Origin of the sequence: Pseudomonas sp. P105, from assembly GCF_032614175.1 — a bacterium.
Classification (GTDB): Bacteria; Pseudomonadota; Gammaproteobacteria; order Pseudomonadales; family Pseudomonadaceae; genus Aquipseudomonas; species Aquipseudomonas rhizophila.
The window spans coordinates 4,796,239-4,817,699 of record NZ_CP126693.1 but is presented as its reverse complement, the minus strand read 5'-3'; the positions used below and the strand labels follow the sequence as shown (position 1 = coordinate 4,817,699).

At 60.0% G+C, this 21,461-nt stretch carries 19 protein-coding genes and 1 riboswitch; of the genes, 14 read left to right on the top strand and 5 right to left on the bottom strand.

The window, feature by feature from the left end; translation table 11 throughout:
• Positions 1-2 precede the first annotated feature (2 nt).
• The 4 genes from QOM08_RS21640 to QOM08_RS21625 form a co-directional block, all read right to left on the bottom strand.
• A complete protein-coding gene (locus tag QOM08_RS21640) occupies positions 3-989 on the bottom strand; it encodes a hypothetical protein (RefSeq protein WP_316912109.1) in 987 nt (328 codons plus the stop codon).
• A gap of 460 nt (positions 990-1,449) precedes the next feature.
• Positions 1,450-2,697, bottom strand: coding sequence for a ribonucleotide-diphosphate reductase subunit beta (locus QOM08_RS21635; protein ID WP_025215114.1), 1,248 nt, complete (start codon positions 2,695-2,697; stop codon positions 1,450-1,452).
• A 489-nt stretch (positions 2,698-3,186) separates the two neighbouring features.
• On the bottom strand, positions 3,187-3,402 hold the full coding sequence (locus tag QOM08_RS21630) for a hypothetical protein (RefSeq protein ID WP_047228793.1): 216 nt from the start codon (positions 3,400-3,402) through the stop codon (positions 3,187-3,189).
• 29 nt (positions 3,403-3,431) lie between these two features.
• On the bottom strand, positions 3,432-3,695 hold the full coding sequence (locus QOM08_RS21625; protein ID WP_047228792.1) for a DUF2790 domain-containing protein: 264 nt from the start codon (positions 3,693-3,695) through the stop codon (positions 3,432-3,434).
• Positions 3,696-4,257: 562 nt separating this feature from the next.
• On the opposite strand from QOM08_RS21625, the gene acs reads away from it, so the two are divergent.
• From acs to astE, 13 genes are all read left to right on the top strand, one after another.
• Positions 4,258-6,213: an acetate--CoA ligase gene (gene acs, locus QOM08_RS21620; protein ID WP_047228791.1), complete on the top strand. Its 1,956-nt coding sequence runs from the start codon at positions 4,258-4,260 to the stop codon at positions 6,211-6,213.
• Between the two features lie 710 nt (positions 6,214-6,923).
• Complete coding sequence (locus tag QOM08_RS21615) at positions 6,924-7,697, top strand: ABC transporter substrate-binding protein (protein ID WP_188251976.1); 774 nt, start codon at positions 6,924-6,926, stop codon at positions 7,695-7,697.
• A gap of 90 nt (positions 7,698-7,787) precedes the next feature.
• Complete coding sequence (locus QOM08_RS21610; RefSeq protein ID WP_047228789.1) at positions 7,788-8,477, top strand: ABC transporter permease; 690 nt, start codon at positions 7,788-7,790, stop codon at positions 8,475-8,477.
• A complete protein-coding gene (locus QOM08_RS21605; RefSeq protein WP_047228788.1) occupies positions 8,474-9,172 on the top strand; it encodes an ABC transporter permease in 699 nt (232 codons plus the stop codon). Before QOM08_RS21610 ends, QOM08_RS21605 begins: the two co-directional genes overlap by 4 nt.
• Before the next feature lie 56 nt (positions 9,173-9,228).
• On the top strand, positions 9,229-9,993 hold the full coding sequence (locus QOM08_RS21600; protein WP_047228787.1) for an ABC transporter ATP-binding protein: 765 nt from the start codon (positions 9,229-9,231) through the stop codon (positions 9,991-9,993).
• Positions 9,994-10,106: 113 nt separating this feature from the next.
• Positions 10,107-11,087 (top strand): transcriptional regulator ArgR, encoded by a 981-nt coding sequence (argR, locus tag QOM08_RS21595; protein WP_047228786.1) that lies wholly within the window; start codon positions 10,107-10,109, stop codon positions 11,085-11,087.
• 297 nt (positions 11,088-11,384) lie between these two features.
• Positions 11,385-12,605, top strand: coding sequence for an aspartate aminotransferase family protein (locus tag QOM08_RS21590; RefSeq protein ID WP_092392986.1), 1,221 nt, complete (start codon positions 11,385-11,387; stop codon positions 12,603-12,605).
• Between the two features lie 235 nt (positions 12,606-12,840).
• Positions 12,841-13,860, top strand: a complete 1,020-nt coding sequence (gene aruF / locus QOM08_RS21585) for an arginine/ornithine succinyltransferase subunit alpha (protein WP_047228784.1) — start codon at positions 12,841-12,843, stop codon at positions 13,858-13,860.
• 54 nt (positions 13,861-13,914) lie between these two features.
• Positions 13,915-14,940, top strand: a complete 1,026-nt coding sequence (gene astA / locus QOM08_RS21580) for an arginine N-succinyltransferase (RefSeq protein ID WP_076383737.1) — start codon at positions 13,915-13,917, stop codon at positions 14,938-14,940.
• A complete protein-coding gene (gene astD, locus QOM08_RS21575) occupies positions 14,937-16,406 on the top strand; it encodes a succinylglutamate-semialdehyde dehydrogenase (RefSeq protein WP_316913246.1) in 1,470 nt (489 codons plus the stop codon). Before astA ends, astD begins: the two co-directional genes overlap by 4 nt.
• Before the next feature lie 132 nt (positions 16,407-16,538).
• Positions 16,539-17,885, top strand: coding sequence for an N-succinylarginine dihydrolase (gene astB / locus QOM08_RS21570; RefSeq protein ID WP_076383739.1), 1,347 nt, complete (start codon positions 16,539-16,541; stop codon positions 17,883-17,885).
• A gap of 70 nt (positions 17,886-17,955) precedes the next feature.
• Positions 17,956-18,243 (top strand): hypothetical protein, encoded by a 288-nt coding sequence (locus QOM08_RS21565; protein WP_047228780.1) that lies wholly within the window; start codon positions 17,956-17,958, stop codon positions 18,241-18,243.
• An 11-nt stretch (positions 18,244-18,254) separates the two neighbouring features.
• Complete coding sequence (gene astE, locus QOM08_RS21560) at positions 18,255-19,262, top strand: succinylglutamate desuccinylase (RefSeq protein ID WP_316912108.1); 1,008 nt, start codon at positions 18,255-18,257, stop codon at positions 19,260-19,262.
• Between the two features lie 122 nt (positions 19,263-19,384).
• On the opposite strand, the gene QOM08_RS21555 is transcribed toward astE, so the two are convergent.
• On the bottom strand, positions 19,385-19,894 hold the full coding sequence (locus tag QOM08_RS21555; protein WP_047228778.1) for a 6,7-dimethyl-8-ribityllumazine synthase: 510 nt from the start codon (positions 19,892-19,894) through the stop codon (positions 19,385-19,387).
• 100 nt (positions 19,895-19,994) lie between these two features.
• Positions 19,995-20,162, bottom strand: a riboswitch (FMN riboswitch).
• 263 nt (positions 20,163-20,425) lie between these two features.
• Between QOM08_RS21555 and ltaE the strand changes: the two genes are divergently transcribed.
• Complete coding sequence (gene ltaE / locus QOM08_RS21550; RefSeq protein WP_316912107.1) at positions 20,426-21,430, top strand: low-specificity L-threonine aldolase; 1,005 nt, start codon at positions 20,426-20,428, stop codon at positions 21,428-21,430.
• The last annotated feature ends 31 nt before the right edge of the window (positions 21,431-21,461 follow it).

The following is a 21,461-nucleotide window of genomic DNA, read 5'->3' as shown; positions in this document are numbered from 1 at the left end:
AGCTATTGACCAGCCAACCCCGGTGCTTCCCGAATAATGAAGTGATCCAGGTTCTCGATATTGGCGCTGAACACCCCGAACGTCTGCTCGGGGTTTTTCTTGCTCGGCACCTGTTTCAGCTCCGGCGTCACGCCATAAAAGAAGCAATACAACGGCGCGTCACTCTCGATGGCGTGCTTGATCTCTTCCAGAAACGCTTTGCGCTTGCGGTAGTTGTCGATCAGCTTCTTGCTCAGGTAAACGTTGACCGAGTAAGGCTTCTTCTTCGCCTCGCCCGGTTGCTTGAACCAGACCTTTGCTTCGAAGTCGATGCGAAAGCTCTGGGTGTAATCCTTGATCTGCTTGATCTTGCCCCAGTAAATCAGCCCCTTGTTGTCCAGCAGGTACTCGATCTTCTTGAAGAACGATCCATAGGGCGCCGTGTGCTCGCCAATCTTCAGCGGCATGCGCTTGAGCAGATCCTTGTCCGCGAAGTTCGACACAAAACACTCCACCGGATGGGCGAAGACGCTGGTCTTGTCCGGCGCTGAATCACGGCTCGGGTGCTCGACATGACTGGCGGCTGAAGGCTCTCGCTCATCGCGCAGAACGTCCGCCACCACCGTCGGGCCGGATGGCTTGCGCACATACTCACGCCGAGTCAGCAACAATTCCGACGGAAAATGCTCCTCCGGACCGTCATCCGTTTCCCCGCCCTCCGTCTCCAGCCCCGACGCCGGCGTCTTCAGGCTGACATAAGGACAACCCTCGATATGCCGCGTGCTGGGGATGTTCTTAAAGTGCGGCGTGCGCACGTAATTCACGTTCTTGGCGTTGAACGTCCCCAACACATTCGCCGCATCAAACGCCGCCCGACAGGCATCGTTGGGGCACTGGAACTGTTCCTTCGCGGAATCGAATGCCACCGTCTCGTCAAAATTCAAATCGCGCACGTCATAGATCGACAGCTTGTCGTCGAGGCTGAGGCAGTAGGCGAGGTCGAATTTCATCGGGGCTCGGGTCCATGAGGGGGAAATGTATTAATAGCGAAGGGCAGGGCCGGTTGCACTCAAAGTTTCAGCACACCACCAAAAACTGTGGGAGCGAGCCTGCTCGCGATGCCCAAAATTCCCCGGCCATCAAGCCTGCCGATAACCTGTGACCTGACACCAACCCGTGGCGAGGGAGCTTGCTCCCGCTGGCTGCGTAGCAGCCCCAATTCCATATCACCAACAAAAAACCGCCGCCTGAACAACGGACAACGGACGACGGCTTCTGATGGAATCTCAAAACCCTCGCAAAATCCGAGAAGCTTTCCGCCACCAATGCGCAACGATTCTGAGTTTTTCGTAGGGCAAAGGTTGCTTGGCTGCCCTGAGTTAAACTCGATATCGGCTCTTATAGAAAACAAAAAACCCCGTTTTCACGGGGTTTTTATTTAAGCGTGCAGCCTAAGATTTTTCTTTCGAATCAATCCCAGCTCAAAGCCCCACCCGTCTGATACTCAATCACCCGAGTCTCAAAGAAGTTCTTCTCTTTCTTCAAGTCCATGATCTCGCTCATCCAAGGGAACGGGTTCGTCGTCCCTGGATACTCTTCCTTCAGACCAATCTGCGACAGGCGACGGTTAGCGATGAACTTGAGGTAGTCCTCCATCATCGCCGCGTTCATGCCCAGCACGCCGCGAGGCATGGTGTCGCGCGCGTATTCGATCTCCAACTGAGTCCCTTGCAGGATCATCTGGGTCGCTTCTTCCTTCATCTCGGCATCCCACAAGTGCGGGTTTTCGATTTTGATCTGGTTGATCACGTCGATGCCGAAGTTCAGGTGCATGGATTCGTCGCGCAGGATGTATTGGAACTGCTCGGCGACGCCGGTCATTTTGTTGCGGCGGCCCATGGAGAGGATCTGGGTGAAGCCGCAGTAGAAGAAGATGCCTTCCAGAACGCAGTAGTAGGCGATCAGGTTGCGCAGCAATTCCTTGTCGGTGTCCGGGGTGCCGGTTTCGAACTTCGGATCGGAGATCGAACGGGTGTATTTCAGGCCCCAGGCGGCTTTTTTCGCGACCGATGGGATCTCGTGGTACATGTTGAAGATTTCGCCTTCATCCATGGCCAGCGATTCGATGCAGTACTGGTAGGCGTGGGTGTGGATCGCCTCTTCGAACGCCTGGCGCAGGATGTACTGGCGGCATTCGGGGTTGGTGATCAGGCGGTACACGGCCAAGACCAGGTTGTTGGCAACCAGGGAGTCGGCGGTGGAGAAGAAGCCCAGGTTGCGCATCACGATGCGGCGCTCGTCGTCGGTCAGGCCTTCCGGGGTTTTCCAGAGGGCGATGTCGGCGGTCATGTTGACTTCTTGCGGCATCCAGTGGTTTGCGCAGCCGTCCAGGTACTTCTGCCAGGCCCAGTCGTATTTGAATGGCACGAGCTGGTTGAGGTCGGCGCGGCAGTTGATCATGCGCTTTTCATCGACGGCGACACGGGCGGAGGCGCCTTCGAGTTCGGCGAGGCCTTCGGCGACGTCGAGTTTGTCGAGGGCGGCCTTGGCGCGAATGATCGCGGCCGAGTCGCTGGCCGTCACGGCCCGGGCTTCGAGGGCGGCGGCACCGCCGGCGCTGTCGAGGCGGTCCATGTTGGCTTCAGAAGCGTGGCCGGCGTTGGCGCCTTTTACAGCGACTTCGCCGTCTTCTTTGTCGAATTCGTCCCAGCTCAGCATGACGTGTTGTCTCCTGCGTGAGGGCCAGATGCCCGTTGAAGGCCTACTGGCCGCGGTGGATCTTGGAAAATCGTTTGTTGCAGCAGCTGACGCAGGCAATAAACAGAAAAATGTACGGGTCGTTCTGAAGCGGCTGTGAGCGCGAGGAGGCAATGGGCCTCTGCGTGGGCTTCAGGCTGGTTTGACTCCCTGTAAGGGAATATTGCAGGCCCGTTTAAGGCGGCATTATAAGGACTTTTTTGCCTACGTGCTGCGGCGAAATAGCCCACGGAGGAGGTCGCGGGCGGTATATCCGCGTGGGAGCAAGGGTTTACAAGGCTTTGGCCGCTGAAGATTTTTTTTGCATGGGTCGGGTGACGGTATTTTTTGATCAAAAAACGAGCGTTTTTTGAGGTTTTGCACTACATGTTGTGTTTGCAAGGGCTTTTTGATGGTTACAGACACAACCAAGCCCGATCAAAATCGGGCTATGGAAAATGCCATTTATGATCAACCGATATGTGCCGAACCGGTGTGGTCATAGCCATCTTCAGCGACAGTAGCGGAGCCGGTGCGGTCGTAGCCATCCTCGGCAACGGTGGCCGAACCGGTTCGGTCGTAACCGTCTTCAGCGACAGCGGAGCCGGTGCGGTCATAACCGTCGGCGGCAAAGGTCTGGGCGGCCAGGACGGACAGGGTCAAGGCAAGGATCAGTTTGGTTTTCATGGAGGTTGCTCCTGGTTCGTTTAAGTTGATCAGCCGTTGGAGCAGCCGGTGCCCATGACGCTGTAGCGCAGGATGTGGCGCTGGCCTTTGGAGTCGTCGTATTCCATCTTGGCCGGGACCACTTCGCAGACGTTCGGGATGTCGCTCATGGAGATGACTTTGGCGATGTCCAGGTGGGTGGAGTAGGTGTACTCCTCAATGGCTGGTTTTTGCTGTGCAACGTCGGTCGGGGCCTCGTCTGCCATCGCGGTGACGCTAAGGCCGGCGAGGACCAGAACCCATAAAGCTTTCATCTGTTTCACCTTTTTTGAGGTCGAGTGGGGTCACGCAACCTTTTTGGGGCTGCGTGTGGAACAGGTTTTGGGAGTTGGATTAACGGCCTTCGTGGGGGCTGTGTTGCGTTAATCGTGTTTGCCGGTTGGCGAGGTGGATTTTAGGGGGTGGGGGTAATCGCAAAAAGACCGGGTTTTGATAAACACTGTTGGTTGATCTGGTAATAATCGTTGCAGGTGGCGGGTGTTGTCTGTTGCATCTATGTTGGATTTGCCGCCGCCATCGCGAGCAAGCTCGCTCCCACAATGGGTCTGTGGTGTGTATGGGATTTTCGTTTTATTGGAGATCCCTGTGGGAGCGAGCTTGCTCGCGATGGCGTCAGATCAGCCAGTAGCACTGTTGATTGACACACTGCTATCGCTAGCAGGCTCACTCCCACAGGAAAAGGCCAACTGGCAGGGTTTGCACGTTAGTACCGACATTTTGTAGGGACTTGTTACTACCATCGTCGAATGGTTCTATAGGCTCGCCCCGGCTACAACGGGTACATACAAAAACAACTATGTCACCGAGGTAAGAAAGATGAGTGCGGCTTCTCTGTATCCCGTTCGTCCCGAGGTAGCGGCTAACACGCTGACTGACGAGGCGACCTACAAGGCCATGTACCAGCAGTCGGTGGTCAACCCGGATGGTTTCTGGCGCGAGCAGGCCAAGCGCCTCGACTGGATCAAGCCTTTCACCACGGTGAAGCAGACGTCCTTCGACGATCACCATGTCGACATCAAGTGGTTTGCCGATGGCACCTTGAACGTTTCCTACAACTGCCTCGACCGTCATCTGGCCGAGCGCGGCGATCAGATTGCGATCATCTGGGAGGGCGATGACCCTGCCGAGAGCCGCAATATCACCTATCGCGAGCTGCATGAAGAAGTCTGCAAGTTCGCCAACGCCCTGCGCGGCCAGGACGTGCATCGCGGCGACGTGGTGACGATCTACATGCCGATGATCCCCGAAGCCGTGGTCGCCATGCTGGCCTGCACCCGGATCGGCGCGATTCACTCGGTAGTGTTCGGCGGTTTCTCGCCGGAAGCACTGGCCGGTCGGATTATCGACTGCAAATCCAAAGTGGTGATCACTGCTGACGAAGGTATTCGTGCAGGCAAGAAGATCCCGCTCAAGGCCAACGTCGATGATGCGTTGACCAACCCGGAAACCAGCAGCATCCAGAAAGTCATCGTGTGCAAGCGCACGGCTGGCAACATCAAGTGGAACCAGCACCGTGACATCTGGTACGAAGACCTGATGAAAGTGGCCGGTACCGTTTGTGCGCCGAAGGAAATGGGCGCTGAAGAGGCGCTGTTCATCCTCTACACCTCAGGTTCTACCGGCAAGCCAAAGGGCGTGCAGCACACCACCGCCGGTTACCTGCTCTATGCGGCCCTGACCCATGAGCGCGTGTTCGACTACAAACCGGGCGAAGTCTACTGGTGCACCGCCGACGTCGGCTGGGTCACCGGCCACAGCTACATCGTCTACGGCCCGTTGGCCAATGGCGCGACCACGCTGCTGTTCGAAGGCGTGCCGAACTACCCGGACATCACCCGGGTGGCCCAGGTCATCGACAAGCACAAGGTCAATATTCTCTACACCGCGCCGACCGCCATCCGCGCGATGATGGCCTCGGGCACCGCCGCCGTCGAAGGTGCCGATGGCAGCAGCCTGCGCCTGCTGGGTTCGGTGGGTGAGCCGATCAACCCGGAAGCCTGGGACTGGTACTACAAGAATGTCGGCAAGGAGCGTTGCCCGATCGTCGACACCTGGTGGCAGACCGAAACCGGTGGCGTGCTGATCAGCCCATTGCCGGGTGCCACGGCGTTGAAGCCGGGTTCGGCCACGCGTCCGTTCTTCGGCGTGGTGCCAGCGCTGGTGGATAACCTTGGCAACCTGGTGGAAGGCGCGGCCGAAGGCAATCTGGTGATCCTCGATTCGTGGCCAGGCCAGGCGCGCACGCTGTACGGCGACCACGACCGCTTTGTCGACACCTACTTCAAGACCTTCAGCGGCATGTACTTCACCGGCGACGGTGCGCGTCGTGACGAGGACGGCTACTACTGGATCACCGGTCGGGTGGATGACGTGCTCAACGTGTCCGGCCACCGCATGGGCACGGCCGAAATCGAAAGCGCCATGGTTGCCCACCCGAAAGTCGCCGAAGCGGCGGTGGTGGGTGTGCCGCACGACATCAAGGGACAGGGCATTTATGTCTACGTGACCCTCAATGCCGGCGAAGAAACCAGCGAGGCCTTGCGTCTGGAACTGAAGAACTGGGTGCGCAAGGAGATCGGTCCGATTGCCTCGCCAGACGTGATCCAGTGGGCCCCGGGCCTGCCGAAAACCCGTTCCGGCAAGATCATGCGCCGCATCCTGCGCAAGATCGCCACGGCGGAATACGATGGGTTGGGTGATATCTCTACCTTGGCTGATCCGGGTGTGGTGGCGCATCTGATCGAGACGCACAAGACCATGAACGTCGCCTGACGGTAGCCCGTAACACCGAAAAGCCCCGCCCGATTTTGCCGAGCGGGGTTTTTTTATGGTCGCTAACGCCAGGAGAGTTTGACGTGTGGTGCCTTTGTGGCGAGGGAGCTTGCTCCCGCTCGGCTGCGCAGCAGTCGTAAACCGGCCAATGCGGTATGACTGAACGACCGCTGTGCCTGGCTTTGGGGCTGCTGCGCAGCCAACGGGAGCAAGCTCCCTCGCCACGGGTTCGATGGATGAATAAATATCGGCGTTTAAAGTAGGAGGGGGCTGAACGTTACCGGTGTTTCGGAATGTGTAACCAAAGGCGCCACAACGGGGCGATGTGAAACGCGAAGCCCCGTTATAGGGCGGTTCCAGGCCTCTTGGAAAACAAGGCGACACGCTGTGCTTGCCGGATTAGAAGGGTTTGCGAATAATGGGCCCGCAATTTGCAGCATAGATCGGTTTCCTTTCTTTTGCTCTTGCATGAATTTGCGGGGCTGTCAATGCGCTCAGGTCGCGTTTTCTGTGCTTCTGTAATTTGTTGTCGCATTGAAGAAATATCGGCTTCGGGCCTGTCGTTAGAATGCCGATCACTCGCTCGTCGTGAGCTGCGTTGAATTGACGCACGCTTTCTTAGGACGCAGCACTAAAGTTCGTTCCACCCATTCGCATATTGGGCTGTTGCTCACTCTGCCGTTTTTGCCCTTTCCCGATGGAGTCCCAAGATGAAGAAACTTGTGCTGCTTGGCGCCCTGGCACTGTCCGTGCTGTCCCTGTCGACATTCGCCGCAGAAAAGCCCCTGAAAATCGGTATCGAAGCGGCTTACCCTCCGTTCGCCTCGAAGGCCCCGGACGGCAGTATCGTCGGTTTCGACTACGACATCGGCAATGCACTGTGCGAAGAGATGAAGGTCAAGTGCGTGTGGGTCGAGCAGGAATTCGACGGCCTGATCCCGGCGCTCAAGGTGCGCAAGATCGACGCGATCCTGTCTTCCATGTCGATCACTGAAGATCGCAAGAAGTCTGTTGATTTCACCAACAAGTATTACAACACCCCGGCTCGTCTGGTGATGAAGGCCGGCACTCAGGTCAGCGAAGGCCTGACCGAGCTCAAGGGCAAGAACGTCGGCGTGCAGCGCGGTTCGATCCACGAGCGCTTCGCCCGTGAAGTCCTGGCCCCGCTGGGTGCCGAGATCAAGCCGTACGGTTCGCAGAATGAAATCTACCTGGACCTGTCCGCCGGCCGTCTCGACGGCACCGTGGCAGACGCTACCCTGTTGGATGACGGTTTCCTCAAGACCGACGCCGGCAAGGGCTTTGCGTTCGTGGGCCCGGCCTTCACCGACGTCAAATACTTCGGTGACGGCGTAGGCATCGCGGTTCGCAAGGGTGATGCCCTCAAGGACAAGATCAACGGCGCGATTGCCGCCATTCGCGAGAACGGCAAATACAAGCAAATCCAGGACAAGTACTTCGCCTTCGATATCTACGGCCAGTAACAACGTCCCGCCACTCGTGCGAAATGGCGCAAGCAACAGGATCTCTGCGGTTTGCGCCATTTTTTCATTCCACTCTCGAGGACCTGAATCATGTTGAAAGGCTACGGGGCTGTCATCCTCGATGGCGCATGGTTGACGCTTGAGCTCGCCTTGTCGTCCATGGCCCTGGCCATTGTCCTGGGGCTGATCGGCGTCGCGTTGCGCCTCTCGCCAGTGCGCTGGCTGGCGTGGCTGGGTGACCTGTATTCCACGGTCATTCGCGGCATTCCCGACCTTGTGCTGATCCTGCTGATTTTCTATGGCGGCCAGGACCTGCTCAATCGCGTGGCGCCGATGCTCGGTTATGACGATTACATCGACCTGAACCCGCTGGCGGCCGGCATCGGTACCCTGGGGTTCATCTTCGGTGCGTACCTGTCGGAAACCTTTCGCGGTGCATTCATGGCTATCCCCAAAGGGCAGGCCGAAGCGGGCATGGCGTATGGCATGAGTGGGTTCCAGGTGTTTTTCCGGGTGATGGTGCCGCAGATGATTCGCCTGGCGATTCCGGGGTTCACCAACAACTGGCTGGTGTTGACCAAGGCCACGGCGCTGATTTCGGTGGTGGGCCTGCAAGACATGATGTTCAAGGCCAAGCAGGCGGCGGATGCCACCCGCGAGCCTTTCACCTTCTTCCTGGCGGTGGCGGCAATGTACCTGGTGATTACCAGTGTCTCGCTGCTGGCATTGCGTCAACTCGAGAAGCGCTACTCGGTAGGCATAAGGGCGGCTGATCTATGATCTTCGACTACAACGTCATCTACGAAGCCTTGCCGCTGTACTTCAGCGGCCTGCTGACCACCTTGAAGCTGCTGGCCCTGTCGCTGTTCTTTGGTCTGCTGGCGGCGTTGCCCCTGGGGCTGATGCGGGTGTCCAAGCAGCCGGTCATCAACATGACCGCCTGGCTCTATACCTATGTGATTCGCGGCACGCCGATGCTGGTGCAGCTGTTTTTGATCTACTACGGATTGGCGCAGTTCGAAGCCGTACGCGAGAGCTTCCTCTGGCCGTGGCTGTCCAGCGCGACCTTCTGTGCCTGCCTGGCCTTTGCCATCAATACCAGCGCCTACACCGCCGAAATCATCGCCGGCAGCCTGCGCGCCACGCCTAACGGTGAGATCGAGGCGGCCAAGGCCATGGGCATGTCACGCTACAAGTTGTATCGCCGGATCCTGCTGCCATCGGCCCTGCGCCGGGCACTGCCGCAGTACAGCAACGAAGTGATCATGATGTTGCAGACCACCAGCCTGGCCTCCATCGTGACCCTGATCGACATCACCGGTGCCGCGCGCACGGTGAATGCGCAGTACTACTTGCCGTTCGAGGCTTACATCACGGCCGGCGTTTTCTACCTGTGCCTGACTTTTATCCTGGTGCGCCTGTTCAAGCTGGCCGAGCGCCGCTGGCTGGGTTACCTGGCCCCGCGCAAGCACTGATAACGCATCGATCCGATCGACTGCTCAACGACTGACGTTTTGTGAGAACCGACCGCATGTACAAGCTCGAAGTCCAAGACCTGCATAAACGCTATGGCAGTCACGAGGTGCTCAAGGGTGTGTCCCTCAAGGCCGCCGCCGGCGATGTGATCAGCATCATCGGCTCCAGTGGCTCGGGCAAAAGTACCTTCCTGCGTTGCATCAACCTGCTTGAGCAGCCCCATGCCGGCAAGATTCTGCTCAACAACGAAGAGCTGAAACTGGTGGCTGGCAAGGATGGCGCCTTGAAGGCCGCCGACCCCAAGCAACTGCAGCGCATGCGTTCGCGGCTGTCGATGGTGTTCCAGCATTTCAACCTGTGGTCCCACATGACCGCGCTGGAAAACATCATGGAAGCGCCGGTGCATGTGCTGGGCGTAGCCAAGGCCGAGGCGCGCGAAAAGGCCGAGCACTACCTGAACAAGGTCGGCGTGGCGCATCGCAAGGACGCCTATCCGGGCCACATGTCCGGCGGCGAACAGCAGCGCGTGGCGATTGCCCGGGCGCTGGCGATGGAACCGGAAGTCATGCTGTTCGACGAGCCGACTTCGGCCCTTGATCCGGAACTGGTGGGCGATGTGCTCAAAGTGATGCAGGCCCTGGCGCTGGAAGGCCGGACCATGGTGGTGGTGACCCACGAAATGGGCTTTGCCCGGGAAGTGTCGAACCAACTGATCTTCCTGCACAAAGGCATCGTTGAAGAAAGCGGCAACCCGCGCGAAGTGCTGGTCAATCCGCAATCGGAGCGGCTGCAACAATTTCTTTCGGGCAGCCTCAAGTAATCGCTCCCGTTACGCACCTGATTCAGGTCATGCTGCGCATCGCGCGCCAGATGGTCTAATTTGGTTGCAGCCGCTTTTGGCTTTAACACTGTTTTCGCTTCGGATTGCCCACCATGACTGCCCATCGAATTGGTTTCCTGATTTGGCCCAGCACTAAAGCCTTGACGCTGGCGCTGGCCGAGGAGGCCTTGCGTGTTGCTCAGCGGGTGCATCCGGATGTCGTCTACGAATTGTCGTTTTTGCAGGCCGAGCCGCAGACCGAAGGCGCCTGGCAGCTACCGGGCGAACCCTGGGCCGGCAAGCTTGAAGGTTTCCAGAAGCTGTTTCTGCTGGCTGACGAACCCCCGACCGCTCTTGCGCCGCCCCTGAGCAGCGCGCTCAAACAGCTGGTGCGTGCCGGTTGTGTGATTGGCGGTTTGTCCGCCGGTGTCTACCCGTTGGCCCAACTGGGTCTTCTCGATGGTTTCCGCGCCGCCGTGCATTGGCGCTGGCAGGACGACTTTTCCGAGCGTTTCCCCAAGGTCATTGCCACCAGCCATCTGTTTGACTGGGACCGCGATCGCCTGACCGCTTGCGGTGGCATGTCGGTGCTCGATCTGCTGCTGGCTGTGTTGGCGCGCGATCACGGCGCGGAACTGGCCGGCGCGGTCTCGGAAGAACTGGTGGTCGAGCGCATCCGCGAAGGGGGCGAGCGCCAGCGTATCCCGTTGCAGAACCGTCTGGGCTCCAGCCATCCGAAGCTCACCCAGGCCGTGCTGTTGATGGAAGCCAACATCGAAGAACCGCTGACCACCGACGAAATTGCCCAGCATGTGTGCGTGTCCCGTCGCCAGTTGGAGCGGATTTTCAAGCAATACCTCAATCGTGTGCCGAGCCAGTACTACCTGGAACTGCGTCTGAACAAGGCGCGGCAGATGCTGATGCAGACCAGCAAATCGATCATTCAGATCGGCCTGTCCTGCGGCTTCTCCTCGGGGCCGCATTTTTCCAGCGCCTATCGCAACTTCTTCGGCGCCACGCCTCGGGAAGACCGCAACCAGCGGCGCAGCAGCAGCCCATTCGAATTGTCGTCGGTGCCGTCCGAACGCGGCTAGGGCCGGCGCCTCCTCTGTAAGGGCGGGGGTATGTAACCCTGTGGCGAGGGGATAAATCCCCTCGCCACAGGGTTTTGCATGGCCAGGGAAATGTAGAAGCCAACGCCTAAAATCCCGCGACAACGTTTAAACTGCGCCTTTGCGACGCTATTTGTCGCATTGCCATAAACCCGCTAAAAACGGGGGTTGGCGCTATAAGAAGTTGTCGCTTGGCGACAAGGCCGGGCTGAAAACTGTCCTTACAATCCCCTCATCGCTCGCCAGTTCCAGGCGGGTGTTCCTCTTCAGGAGACTCCGATGTCCGTTGAGCAAGCCGCCGTACAACGCGCCGATTTCGATCAGGTTATGGTCCCCAACTATGCGCCTGCTGCTTTCATCCCTGTGCGTGGCGCCGGTTCCCACGTGTGGGACCAGTCCGGTCGCGAACTGATCGACTTCGCCGGCGGTATCGCGGTCAACGTATTGGGGCACGCCCATCCGAAACTGGTCGCCGCCCTGACCGAACAAGCGAACAAGCTGTGGCATGTGTCCAACGTCTTTACCAATGAGCCGGCCCTGCGCCTGGCCCATAAACTGGTCAATGCAACCTTTGCCGAGCGGGCTTTCTTCTGCAACTCCGGCGCAGAAGCCAACGAGGCCGCCTTCAAGCTGGCCCGTCGCGTCGCGTTCGATCGTTTCGGGAGCGAGAAGTACGAAATCATTGCCGCGCTCAACAGCTTCCACGGCCGTACGCTGTTCACCGTGAACGTGGGCGGGCAATCGAAGTATTCCGACGGTTTCGGTCCTAAAATCACCGGTATTACCCACGTCCCTTACAACGACCTGGCGGCTTTGAAAGCGGCCATTTCGGACAAGACGTGCGCCGTGGTGCTGGAGCCGATCCAGGGCGAGGGCGGCGTATTGCCGGCCGAGCTGGGTTACCTGCAAGGTGCCCGTGATTTGTGCGATGCCCACGACGCGCTGCTGGTATTCGATGAAGTGCAGACCGGCATGGGCCGTAGCGGCCACCTGTTCGCCTACATGCATTACGGCGTGGTCCCGGACATCCTCACCAGCGCCAAGAGCCTGGGCGGTGGTTTCCCGATCGCGGCAATGCTCACCACCGAAGCGTTGGCCAAGCATCTGGTGGTCGGCACCCACGGCACCACTTATGGCGGCAACCCGCTGGCGTGTGCGGTGGCCGAAGCGGTGATCGATACCGTCAATACGCCTGAAGTGCTCGAAGGCGTCAAAGCCAAGCACCGCAAGTTCAAGGCTCGGCTGGAGCAGATCGGCGAGAAATACGGCCTGTTCACCCAGGTGCGTGGGTTGGGGCTGCTGATCGGCTGTGTGCTGAACGACGCCTGGAAAGGCAAGGCCAAGGACATTTTCAACGCCGCCGAACAGGAAGGCCTGATGATCCTGCAGGCAGGTCCGGACGTGATTCGTTTCGCGCCGAGCCTGGTGGTCGAAGATGCCGACATCGATGCCGGCCTGGACCGCTTCGAGCGGGCCGCGGCGAAGCTGACGCAAGCCTAAGGCTGAACCGGACCCCTTGTGGGAGCGAGCTTGCTCGCGAAGGTGCCGGATCAGTCAGCATTGATGTTGACTGACACACCGCTATCGCGAGCAAGCTCGCTCCCACAGGAGTCTTGCAGCGGCTGAAAAATCGAAGACCGCCGCAGATGCAATGCGGGTCAGCGTGTCGTTTAGTTATTTTTCTGTGTATCGACCCTTCGGTCGAACCATTTATTTCAAGTAAAGGAGTGACACCATGCTGGTGATGCGCCCCGCACAAATGGCGGATCTGGGCGAGGTACAGCGTCTGGCTGCGGACAGTCCGATCGGTGTCACTTCCTTGCCGGATGACGTGGAACGCCTGAGCGACAAGATCGCCGCGAGTGAAGCCTCGTTTGCCGCCGAAGTCAGCTTCAACGGCGAAGAAAGCTATTTCTTCGTCCTTGAAGATACCGCGACCGGCAAGCTGGCGGGCTGTTCGGCCATCGTGGCCTCGGCCGGTTATTCCGAGCCGTTCTACAGTTTCCGCAACGAAACGTTCGTTCACGCCTCCCGTGAGCTGAAGATCCACAACAAGATCCACGTGCTTTCCCAGTGCCACGACCTGACCGGCAACAGCTTGCTGACCAGCTTCTATGTGGTGCCGGAATTGGTCGGTTCGCCCTGGTCGGAGCTCAATTCGCGTGGGCGCCTGCTGTTCGTCGCCAGCCATCCGGAGCGCTTTGCCGATTCGGTGGTGACCGAGATCGTCGGCTACAGCGATGAAAATGGCGATTCGCCGTTCTGGGACGCCATCGGTCGTAACTTCTTCGACCTCAACTACGCTGCCGCCGAGCGCCTGTGCGGGCTGAAGAGCCGCACTTTCCTCGCCGAGCTGATGCCGCATTACCCGATCTACGTGCCGCTGTTGCCGGACGCCGCCCAGGAAGCCATGGGCCAGGTCCATCCGCGTGCGCAGATCACCTTCGACATCCTCATGCGCGAGGGTTTCGAGACCGATCATTACATCGACATCTTTGACGGTGGCCCGACTCTGCATGCCCGTGTCTCGGGGATCCGCTCGATTGCCCAGAGCCGCGTGGTGCCGGTCAAGCTCGGCGAGCCCGTCAAGGGCGCCGGCCGACAATACCTGGTGGCCAACGCCCAGTTGCAGGATTACCGCGCCGTTCTGTTGGAGCTTGACTACGCGCCCGGCAAACCGGTGACCCTGGATATGGAAGCGGCCGAAGCCTTGGGCGTCGGTGAGGGTGCCAGCGTGCGCCTGGTGGCGGTTTAACGCCTTACAGCGAAGTTTCGCGGGTGGCGCAAGCGGCCCGTTTGAGGAGATAGCATGATCGTTCGTCCCGTACGCAGCAGCGATTTACCCGCTCTGATTGCCCTGGCCCGCAGCACCGGCACCGGCCTGACCACCTTGCCGGCCAACGAGGAGCGCCTGGCTCATCGGGTCGGCTGGGCCGAGAAGACTTTTCGCGGCGAAGCCGGACGTGGCGATGCGGACTACCTGTTCGTGCTCGAAGACGACGACGGTCGTGTGGTGGGCATCTCTGCCATCGCCGGGGCCGTTGGGCTGCGCGAGCCGTGGTACAACTTCCGGGTCGGCCTGACGGTCAGTGCCTCCCAGGAGCTGAACATCTATCGGGAAATCCCGACGCTGTTTTTGGCCAACGACCTGACCGGCAACTCCGAGCTGTGTTCGCTGTTCCTGCACGCCGACTACCGCACTGGCCTCAATGGCCGCATGTTGGCCAAGGCGCGGCTGCTGTTCATCGCCGAATTCCCGAACCTGTTTGGCAACAAGATCATCGCCGAGATGCGTGGCATGTCCGATGACCGAGGCCGTTCGCCGTTCTGGGAAAGCCTGGGGCGACACTTTTTCAAGATGGAGTTCAGCCAGGCCGACTACCTGACCGGCGTGGGCAACAAGGCCTTCATCGCTGAGCTGATGCCCAAGTTCCCGCTGTACACCTGTTTCCTGTCGGAGGATGCCCGGGCGGTGATCGGCCAGGTTCATCCCGACACGGAGCCGGCGCTGTCGATGCTCAAGAGCGAAGGTTTCAGTTACCAGGGTTACGTCGACATCTTCGACGCCGGCCCGGCCGTTGAATGTGAAACCGGCAAGATCCGCGCGATCCGCGACAGCCAGGCACTGGTATTGGCCATCGGCACGCCGGGCGACGACGCCACGCCGTTCATCATGCATAACCGCAAACGCGAAGACTGCCGCATCACTGCTGCACCGGCGCGCTTAGCCGCGGGCACCCTGGTGGTTGATCCGCTGACTGCCAAACGTCTTCAACTCAACGCCGGCGATCAGGTGCGCGCCGTTGCGTTGTCCGCTGCTCGGGAGTCGAAATAATGAAGTCGCTGTACATCGCTGGAAGCTGGCTGGAAGGTCAGGGTGATCTCTTTGAGTCGTTGAACCCGGTGACCCAGCAAGTGCTGTGGTCTGGCAATGGCGCCACGGCGGCGCAGGTGGAGTCGGCGGTGCAGGCCGCGCGTCAGGCCTTCCCGGACTGGGCCCGCCGTTCGCTGGATGAGCGTATCCAGGTGCTGGAAGCGTTTGCCGCTGCCTTGAAGAGCCACGCCGATGAACTGGCCCACTGCATCGGTGAAGAAACCGGCAAGCCGTTGTGGGAAGCGACCACCGAAGTCACCAGCATGGTCAACAAGGTCGCCATTTCGATTCAGAGCTACCGTGAGCGGACCGGCGAAAAAAGCGGCCCCCTGGGTGACGCCATCGCTGTGCTGCGGCACAAGCCCCACGGTGTGGTGGCAGTGTTCGGCCCTTACAACTTCCCCGGCCATTTGCCCAACGGTCACATCGTCCCGGCCTTGTTGGCGGGCAACACCGTGTTGTTCAAACCCAGCGAACTGACCCCGAAAGTCGCTGAGCTGACGGTCAAGTGCTGGGTCGAGGCCGGCCTGCCGGCGGGCGTGCTGAACCTGCTGCAAGGCGCGCGGGAAACTGGTATCGCCCTGGCGGCCAATCCGGGCATCGACGGGTTGTTTTTCACCGGCTCCAGCCGCACCGGCAACCTGTTGCATCAACAGTTTTCCGGGCGCCCGGACAAGATCCTGGCGCTGGAAATGGGCGGTAATAATCCGCTGGTGGTGGATGAGGTGGCGGACGTCGACGCGGCGGTCTACACCATCATTCAGTCGGCCTTCATTTCTGCCGGGCAGCGCTGTACCTGCGCGCGCCGCCTGTTGGTGCCCGAAGGGGCGTGGGGCGATGCCTTGCTGGCGCGCCTGGTGGCGGTCAGCTCGACGCTGGAAGTCGGCGCTTTTGATCAGCAACCGGCGCCGTTCATGGGCTCGGTGATTTCCCTGGCCGCAGCGAAGGCGCTGATGGACGCGCAGAACCATTTGCTGGGCCTGGGCGCCGTGCCGCTGTTGACCATGACCCAACCGCAAGCCCAGGCTGCGTTGCTGACACCGGGCATCCTGGATGTGACGACGGTAGCCGAGCGTCCTGATGAAGAACTGTTCGGGCCGTTGTTGCAGGTGATTCGCTACGCGGACTTCGCCGCGGCAATCACCGAGGCCAACAACACCCAATATGGCTTGGCTGCGGGTCTGCTGTCGGATTCCCAGGAGCGCTACCAGCAGTTTTGGCTGCAGAGCCGTGCCGGCATCGTCAACTGGAACAAACAACTGACGGGAGCGGCCAGCAGCGCGCCGTTCGGCGGTGTTGGGGCCTCGGGCAACCACCGCGCCAGTGCCTATTACGCAGCCGACTATTGTGCGTATCCGGTGGCGTCTCTGGAAACCCCAAGCCTTGTCATGCCGGCTGCCCTCACTCCCGGCGTGAGCATGGTGTGAACCCCAATCGCGAGCAAGCTCGCTCCCACAAAGGATTGCGCAAAACCCTGTGGGAGCGAGTTTGCTCGCGATGGCCGCGCTGCGGTTGTTACTTGATGCCTATAAAAAACAGATTCTCGTGGAGCCTCGCTGATGAAATCCTATGAAGTCAACTTTGACGGTCTAGTGGGGCCGACCCACAACTACGGCGGGCTCTCGTACGGCAACGTCGCGTCCCAGAGCAATAGCCAACAGTCCTCCAACCCCAAGGAAGCGGCGTTGCAGGGCCTGGCGAAAATGAAAGCGCTGATGGACATGGGCTTCCAGCAAGGTGTGCTGGCGCCACAGGAGCGTCCCGACGTGGCGGCCCTGCGTCGGTTGGGTTTTGCCGGCAGCGATGCCCAGGTCATCCAGCAGGCTGCCAAAGAAGCGATGCCGCTGCTGGTCGCCAGTTGCTCGGCCTCCAGCATGTGGGTGGCCAACGCCGCCACTGTCAGCCCAAGCGCCGACACAGCTGACGGCCGCGTGCATTTCACCGCCGCCAACCTGAACTGCAAATACCACCGCAGCATTGAACACCCGACCACCAGTCGCGTACTGGGGGCGATGTTTGCCGATCAGCAGCACTTCGCCCACCACGCCGCGCTGCCGGCGGTGGCGCAGTTCGGCGACGAAGGCGCGGCCAACCACACGCGTTTCTGCCGGACCTACGGCGAGGCCGGTGTTGAATTCTTCGTGTTCGGCCGCAGCGCCTTCGATACCCGTTTTCCCGCGCCGCAGAAGTACCCGGCGCGCCAGACCCTGGAAGCTTCTCAGGCAGTAGCTCGTCTGCATGGTCTGAGGGAGGAGGGCGTGGTCTACGCCCAACAGAACCCATCGGTGATCGACCAGGGCGTGTTCCACAATGATGTGATCGCGGTGGGCAACGGCGAAGTGTTGTTCTATCACGAGGATGCGTTTCTCGAGACCGACCGGATGCTGGCCGAGCTGAGCAGCAAACTCGCCAAGGTCGGTGGGAAATTTCAGTCGGTGTGCGTGCCGCGTTCGGCGGTTACCGTCGATGACGCGGTACGTTCCTACCTGTTCAATAGCCAGTTGCTGTCGCGTCCCGACGGCTCGATGCTGTTGATCGTGCCGGAGGAGTGCCGCGGCAACGAACGCGTCTGGCAGTACCTGCAAGGCCTGACGGGCTCTGGCGGGGTGATCGGCGAAGTGAAGGTCTTCGACCTCAAGCAAAGCATGCAGAACGGCGGTGGCCCGGCTTGCCTGAGGCTGCGCGTGGCCCTCAATGAAACCGAGCTGGCCGCCGTCAACCCAGGGGTTATCATGACCGCGCCGTTGTACGATTCGCTGACCCAATGGGTCGAGCGTCACTACCGCGATCGCATGACCGAAAACGACCTGGCGGACCCGCAGTTGCTGCTCGAATGCCGGGCGGCACTGGATGAGCTGACACAAATCCTTAAACTTGGCGCGGTTTATCCTTTCCAGATCAATTGAAAGCGCGCGCGACCTGACTACAGTCAAAGCAGGGCGCGTTGCCTTTTCCCCCCGACGAGAACGTAAAAACATGAGCGATACCTTGCAACTGATCCTTGAAGACACCGACGGCACCCAACTGGAAACCTCCTGCACCCGCGTTGCGGTCATGTGGCAGGGCAAAGAGTTGTGGATCCAGCAGGACGGCCGCGGTCAGTTGCTGATCGGCGTCGATGTCGAAGAAGGCGATGAGGAATACGCCAACCTGTTGTTGCGCCCGTTGGCGACCAACCTGGTGAGCCTGCAACTGGAAATGGAACCGGCCGACATGGGCGACGATGATCATGTCCATGGCCCGGATTGCGGCCACGACCATTAAGGAGCCGCGCTATGCTCGCCCTCGGCAAATTGCTTGAACTGACCCTCGCTGGCCGTGAACCGGCGGAGAAGACTCAACTGACTGTCGAGGGCGTACGGATGCGCTGGCTGAGCGAGGGCGCGCTGGAGGTCAAGCCGCCCCAGGCCCGGGACAATGGCCAGGACCTGTTACTGTCAGCCGGTATCCACGGCAACGAAACCGCACCGATCGAACTGCTTGATCGGTTGCTGCACGACATCGCCCGTGGGGATCTCAAGCCACGGGCACGCATTCTGTTTCTGTTCGGCAATCCCGAGGCCATTCGTCGCGGAGAGCGTTTTGTCGAGCAGGACGTCAATCGGTTGTTCAATGGTCGCCATGAGTTGAGCGGCGGCGCCGAGGCGTTGCGGGCTTGCGAATTGGAGCGGTTGGCCGCCAGTTTCTTCAGCGTGCCGGACCGCAGTCGCTTGCATTACGACCTGCACACCGCCATCCGGGGTTCGAAGATCGAGCAATTTGCCTTGTATCCGTGGAAGGAAGGTCGCCGGCATTCACGCCGTGAACTGGCGCGGCTGCGCGCCGCCGGCATGGAAGCGGTGCTGCTGCAGAACAAACCGTCCATTGTGTTCAGCGCCTACACCTATGACCAGTTGGGTGCCGAGTCTTTCACCCTGGAACTGGGCAAGGCCCGGCCGTTCGGGGAAAACGACGGTGTCAACGTCAGCCTGCTGGAAACCCGTCTGCAACAGATCATCGAAGGCAGCGAACCCGAATCGGACGAAAGTCTGGACGGCCTGCAACTGTTCAGCGTCGCGCGGGAAATCATCAAGCACAGCGACAGTTTCCGCCTGAACCTGCCGGCGGACATCGAGAACTTCTCGGAACTTGGAAAAGGTTATGTGCTGGCCGAAGACATTGCCCAGACCCGCTGGGTGATCGAAGAAGAGGGCGCCCGGATCATCTTCCCCAACCCCAAGGTGAAGAATGGTTTGCGGGCCGGGATCCTGATCGTGCCGGCGACGGACGAAAACCTGATCTGAAGTCCCCACAAAACCAATATGGGAGCGAGCTTGCTCGCGATAGCGGTGTTTCAGTCAATCCTGAAAGTGACTGACACTCGGCTATCGCGAGCAAGCTCGCTCCCACAGTTTTTTTGCAGCTTTTAAACCGCTACCGCCCGCTGTTCGCTACGCCGCAACGCCCGGGTCTTGTGCAGGGTATCGGCACAGGTCTTCGCCGCTTCCTGGCCCTTGTGCACGAAATGCTCAAAGAAGAACTTCTGATGTTCTTCCCCAGCGTGGAAGTGATGGGGAGTGAGTACGACCGAGAACACCGGCACCTCGGTTTCCAGCTGAACCTGCATCAGGCCGCTGATCACCGATTGGGCGACGAATTCGTGACGGTAGATGCCGCCGTCCACCACCAGGCCAGCGGCGACGATGCCGGCGTAGCGGCCAGATTTGGCCAGCAGCTTGGCATGCAGCGGGATCTCGAAGGCGCCGCCGACTTCGAAGAAGTCGATATCGCTTTCCTGATAACCTTGATTGATCATTTCGGCGACGAAGCCTTTGCGGCTCTGGTCGACGATTTCCTTGTGCCAGCAGGCCTGGATGAACGCGACGCGCTCGCCCGGATGATGTTTGCTTTTGCTGTCGATTGCGGTGGGTTGCATGTTCTGGTTCCTGTTTGTGTAAAAAACAGGGCGTCATGAATCGAAGGGGATTCGAGGGTGCGTCGCGCGCAGACAGTCGCAGACGGCCCTTGGGTGCCGATCCCGTTCTCTCTTCATCCGGACTATGACCGTCGGCCCCGGAATCACACCGGGTCTGCTGACCTTGACGCTACACCGCAAAAGCCGTGTATCGCCAAGCGCTCGCGGGCTATGCACCTTGCGTGCAATTACCGCCGGTGGGGAATTGCACCCCGCCCTGAGAACGTTTCGCCGCCATGGTTTTTGGCGGCGCAGGATTTTTAACACATAACCCCTGTGGGAGCGAGCTTGCTCGCGATAGCGGTGGTTCAGATTGCATTGATGTTGGATGCGCTGCCGCCATCGCGAGCAAGCTCGCTCCCACAGGTGTTCTGAGAGATCTTCAGGTGCAGGTGATCTTTTCCTTCGACTGGTCTTGATTAATCGTCGCCATGACCGCAGTAATTGACCTTCGAAAGGGAATTCCCCCCACCCGCACCCGAGGCCAGATTCATGAGCGTTATCGATCTTCGCAGCGACACCGTCACCCAACCTTCCGCCGCCATGCTGGATGCGATGGCCAGCGCGCCGACCGGCGACGATGTGTATGGCGAAGATCCGACCGTCAATCGCCTCGAGGCCGAACTGGCCGGGCGCCTGGGCTTTGCCGCGGCGCTGTTCGTACCCACCGGCACCATGAGCAACTTGCTGGGGCTGATGGCCCATTGCGAGCGTGGTGATGAATACATCGTTGGCCAGCAGGCTCACACCTATAAATACGAAGGCGGCGGGGCGGCGGTACTGGGTTCAATCCAGCCGCAACCCCTTGACGTGCAAGCGGACGGCTCTCTGGACCTGGAGCAAGTTGCTGCCGCGATCAAAGCCGATGACTTCCACTTTGCCCGTACTCGCCTGCTGGCGCTGGAAAACACCATGCAAGGCAAGGTCCTGCCGCTGGAGTATCTGGCCCGGGCCCGGCGTTTCACGCGCGAGCACGGCCTGGCGTTGCACCTTGACGGCGCGCGGCTGTACAACGCCGCAGTCAAGTTGAACGTCGATGCCCGGGAGATCACCCAACATTTCGATTCGGTGTCGGTGTGCCTGTCCAAGGGCCTTGGCGCTCCCGTTGGCTCGGTCCTCTGCGGCAGCGTCGAGCTGATCGGCAAGGCGCGTCGGCTGCGCAAGATGGTGGGCGGGGGCATGCGCCAGGCCGGGATCCTGGCTGCGGCGGGGTTGTATGCCCTGGATCATCAGGTCCAGCGCCTGGCCGATGACCACGCCAATGCCCAGCGGCTTGCCGAGGGCTTGCGTGGGGCGGGTTACGAGGTCGAGCCGGTGCAGACCAACATGGTCTACGTGCAGATGGGCGAGCGGGCCGAGGCCATCAGGGCGTTTGCCGCCGAGCGTGGCATCAAGCTCAGCGCCGCGCCGCGCCTGCGAATGGTGACCCACATGGATGTCAGCGCCGCGCAAATCGACGAAGTGATCCGCTCTTTCGTCGACTTTTCCCGTAACTGACCCGCCAAGCGGCCCAATTGACAGTTTCTAT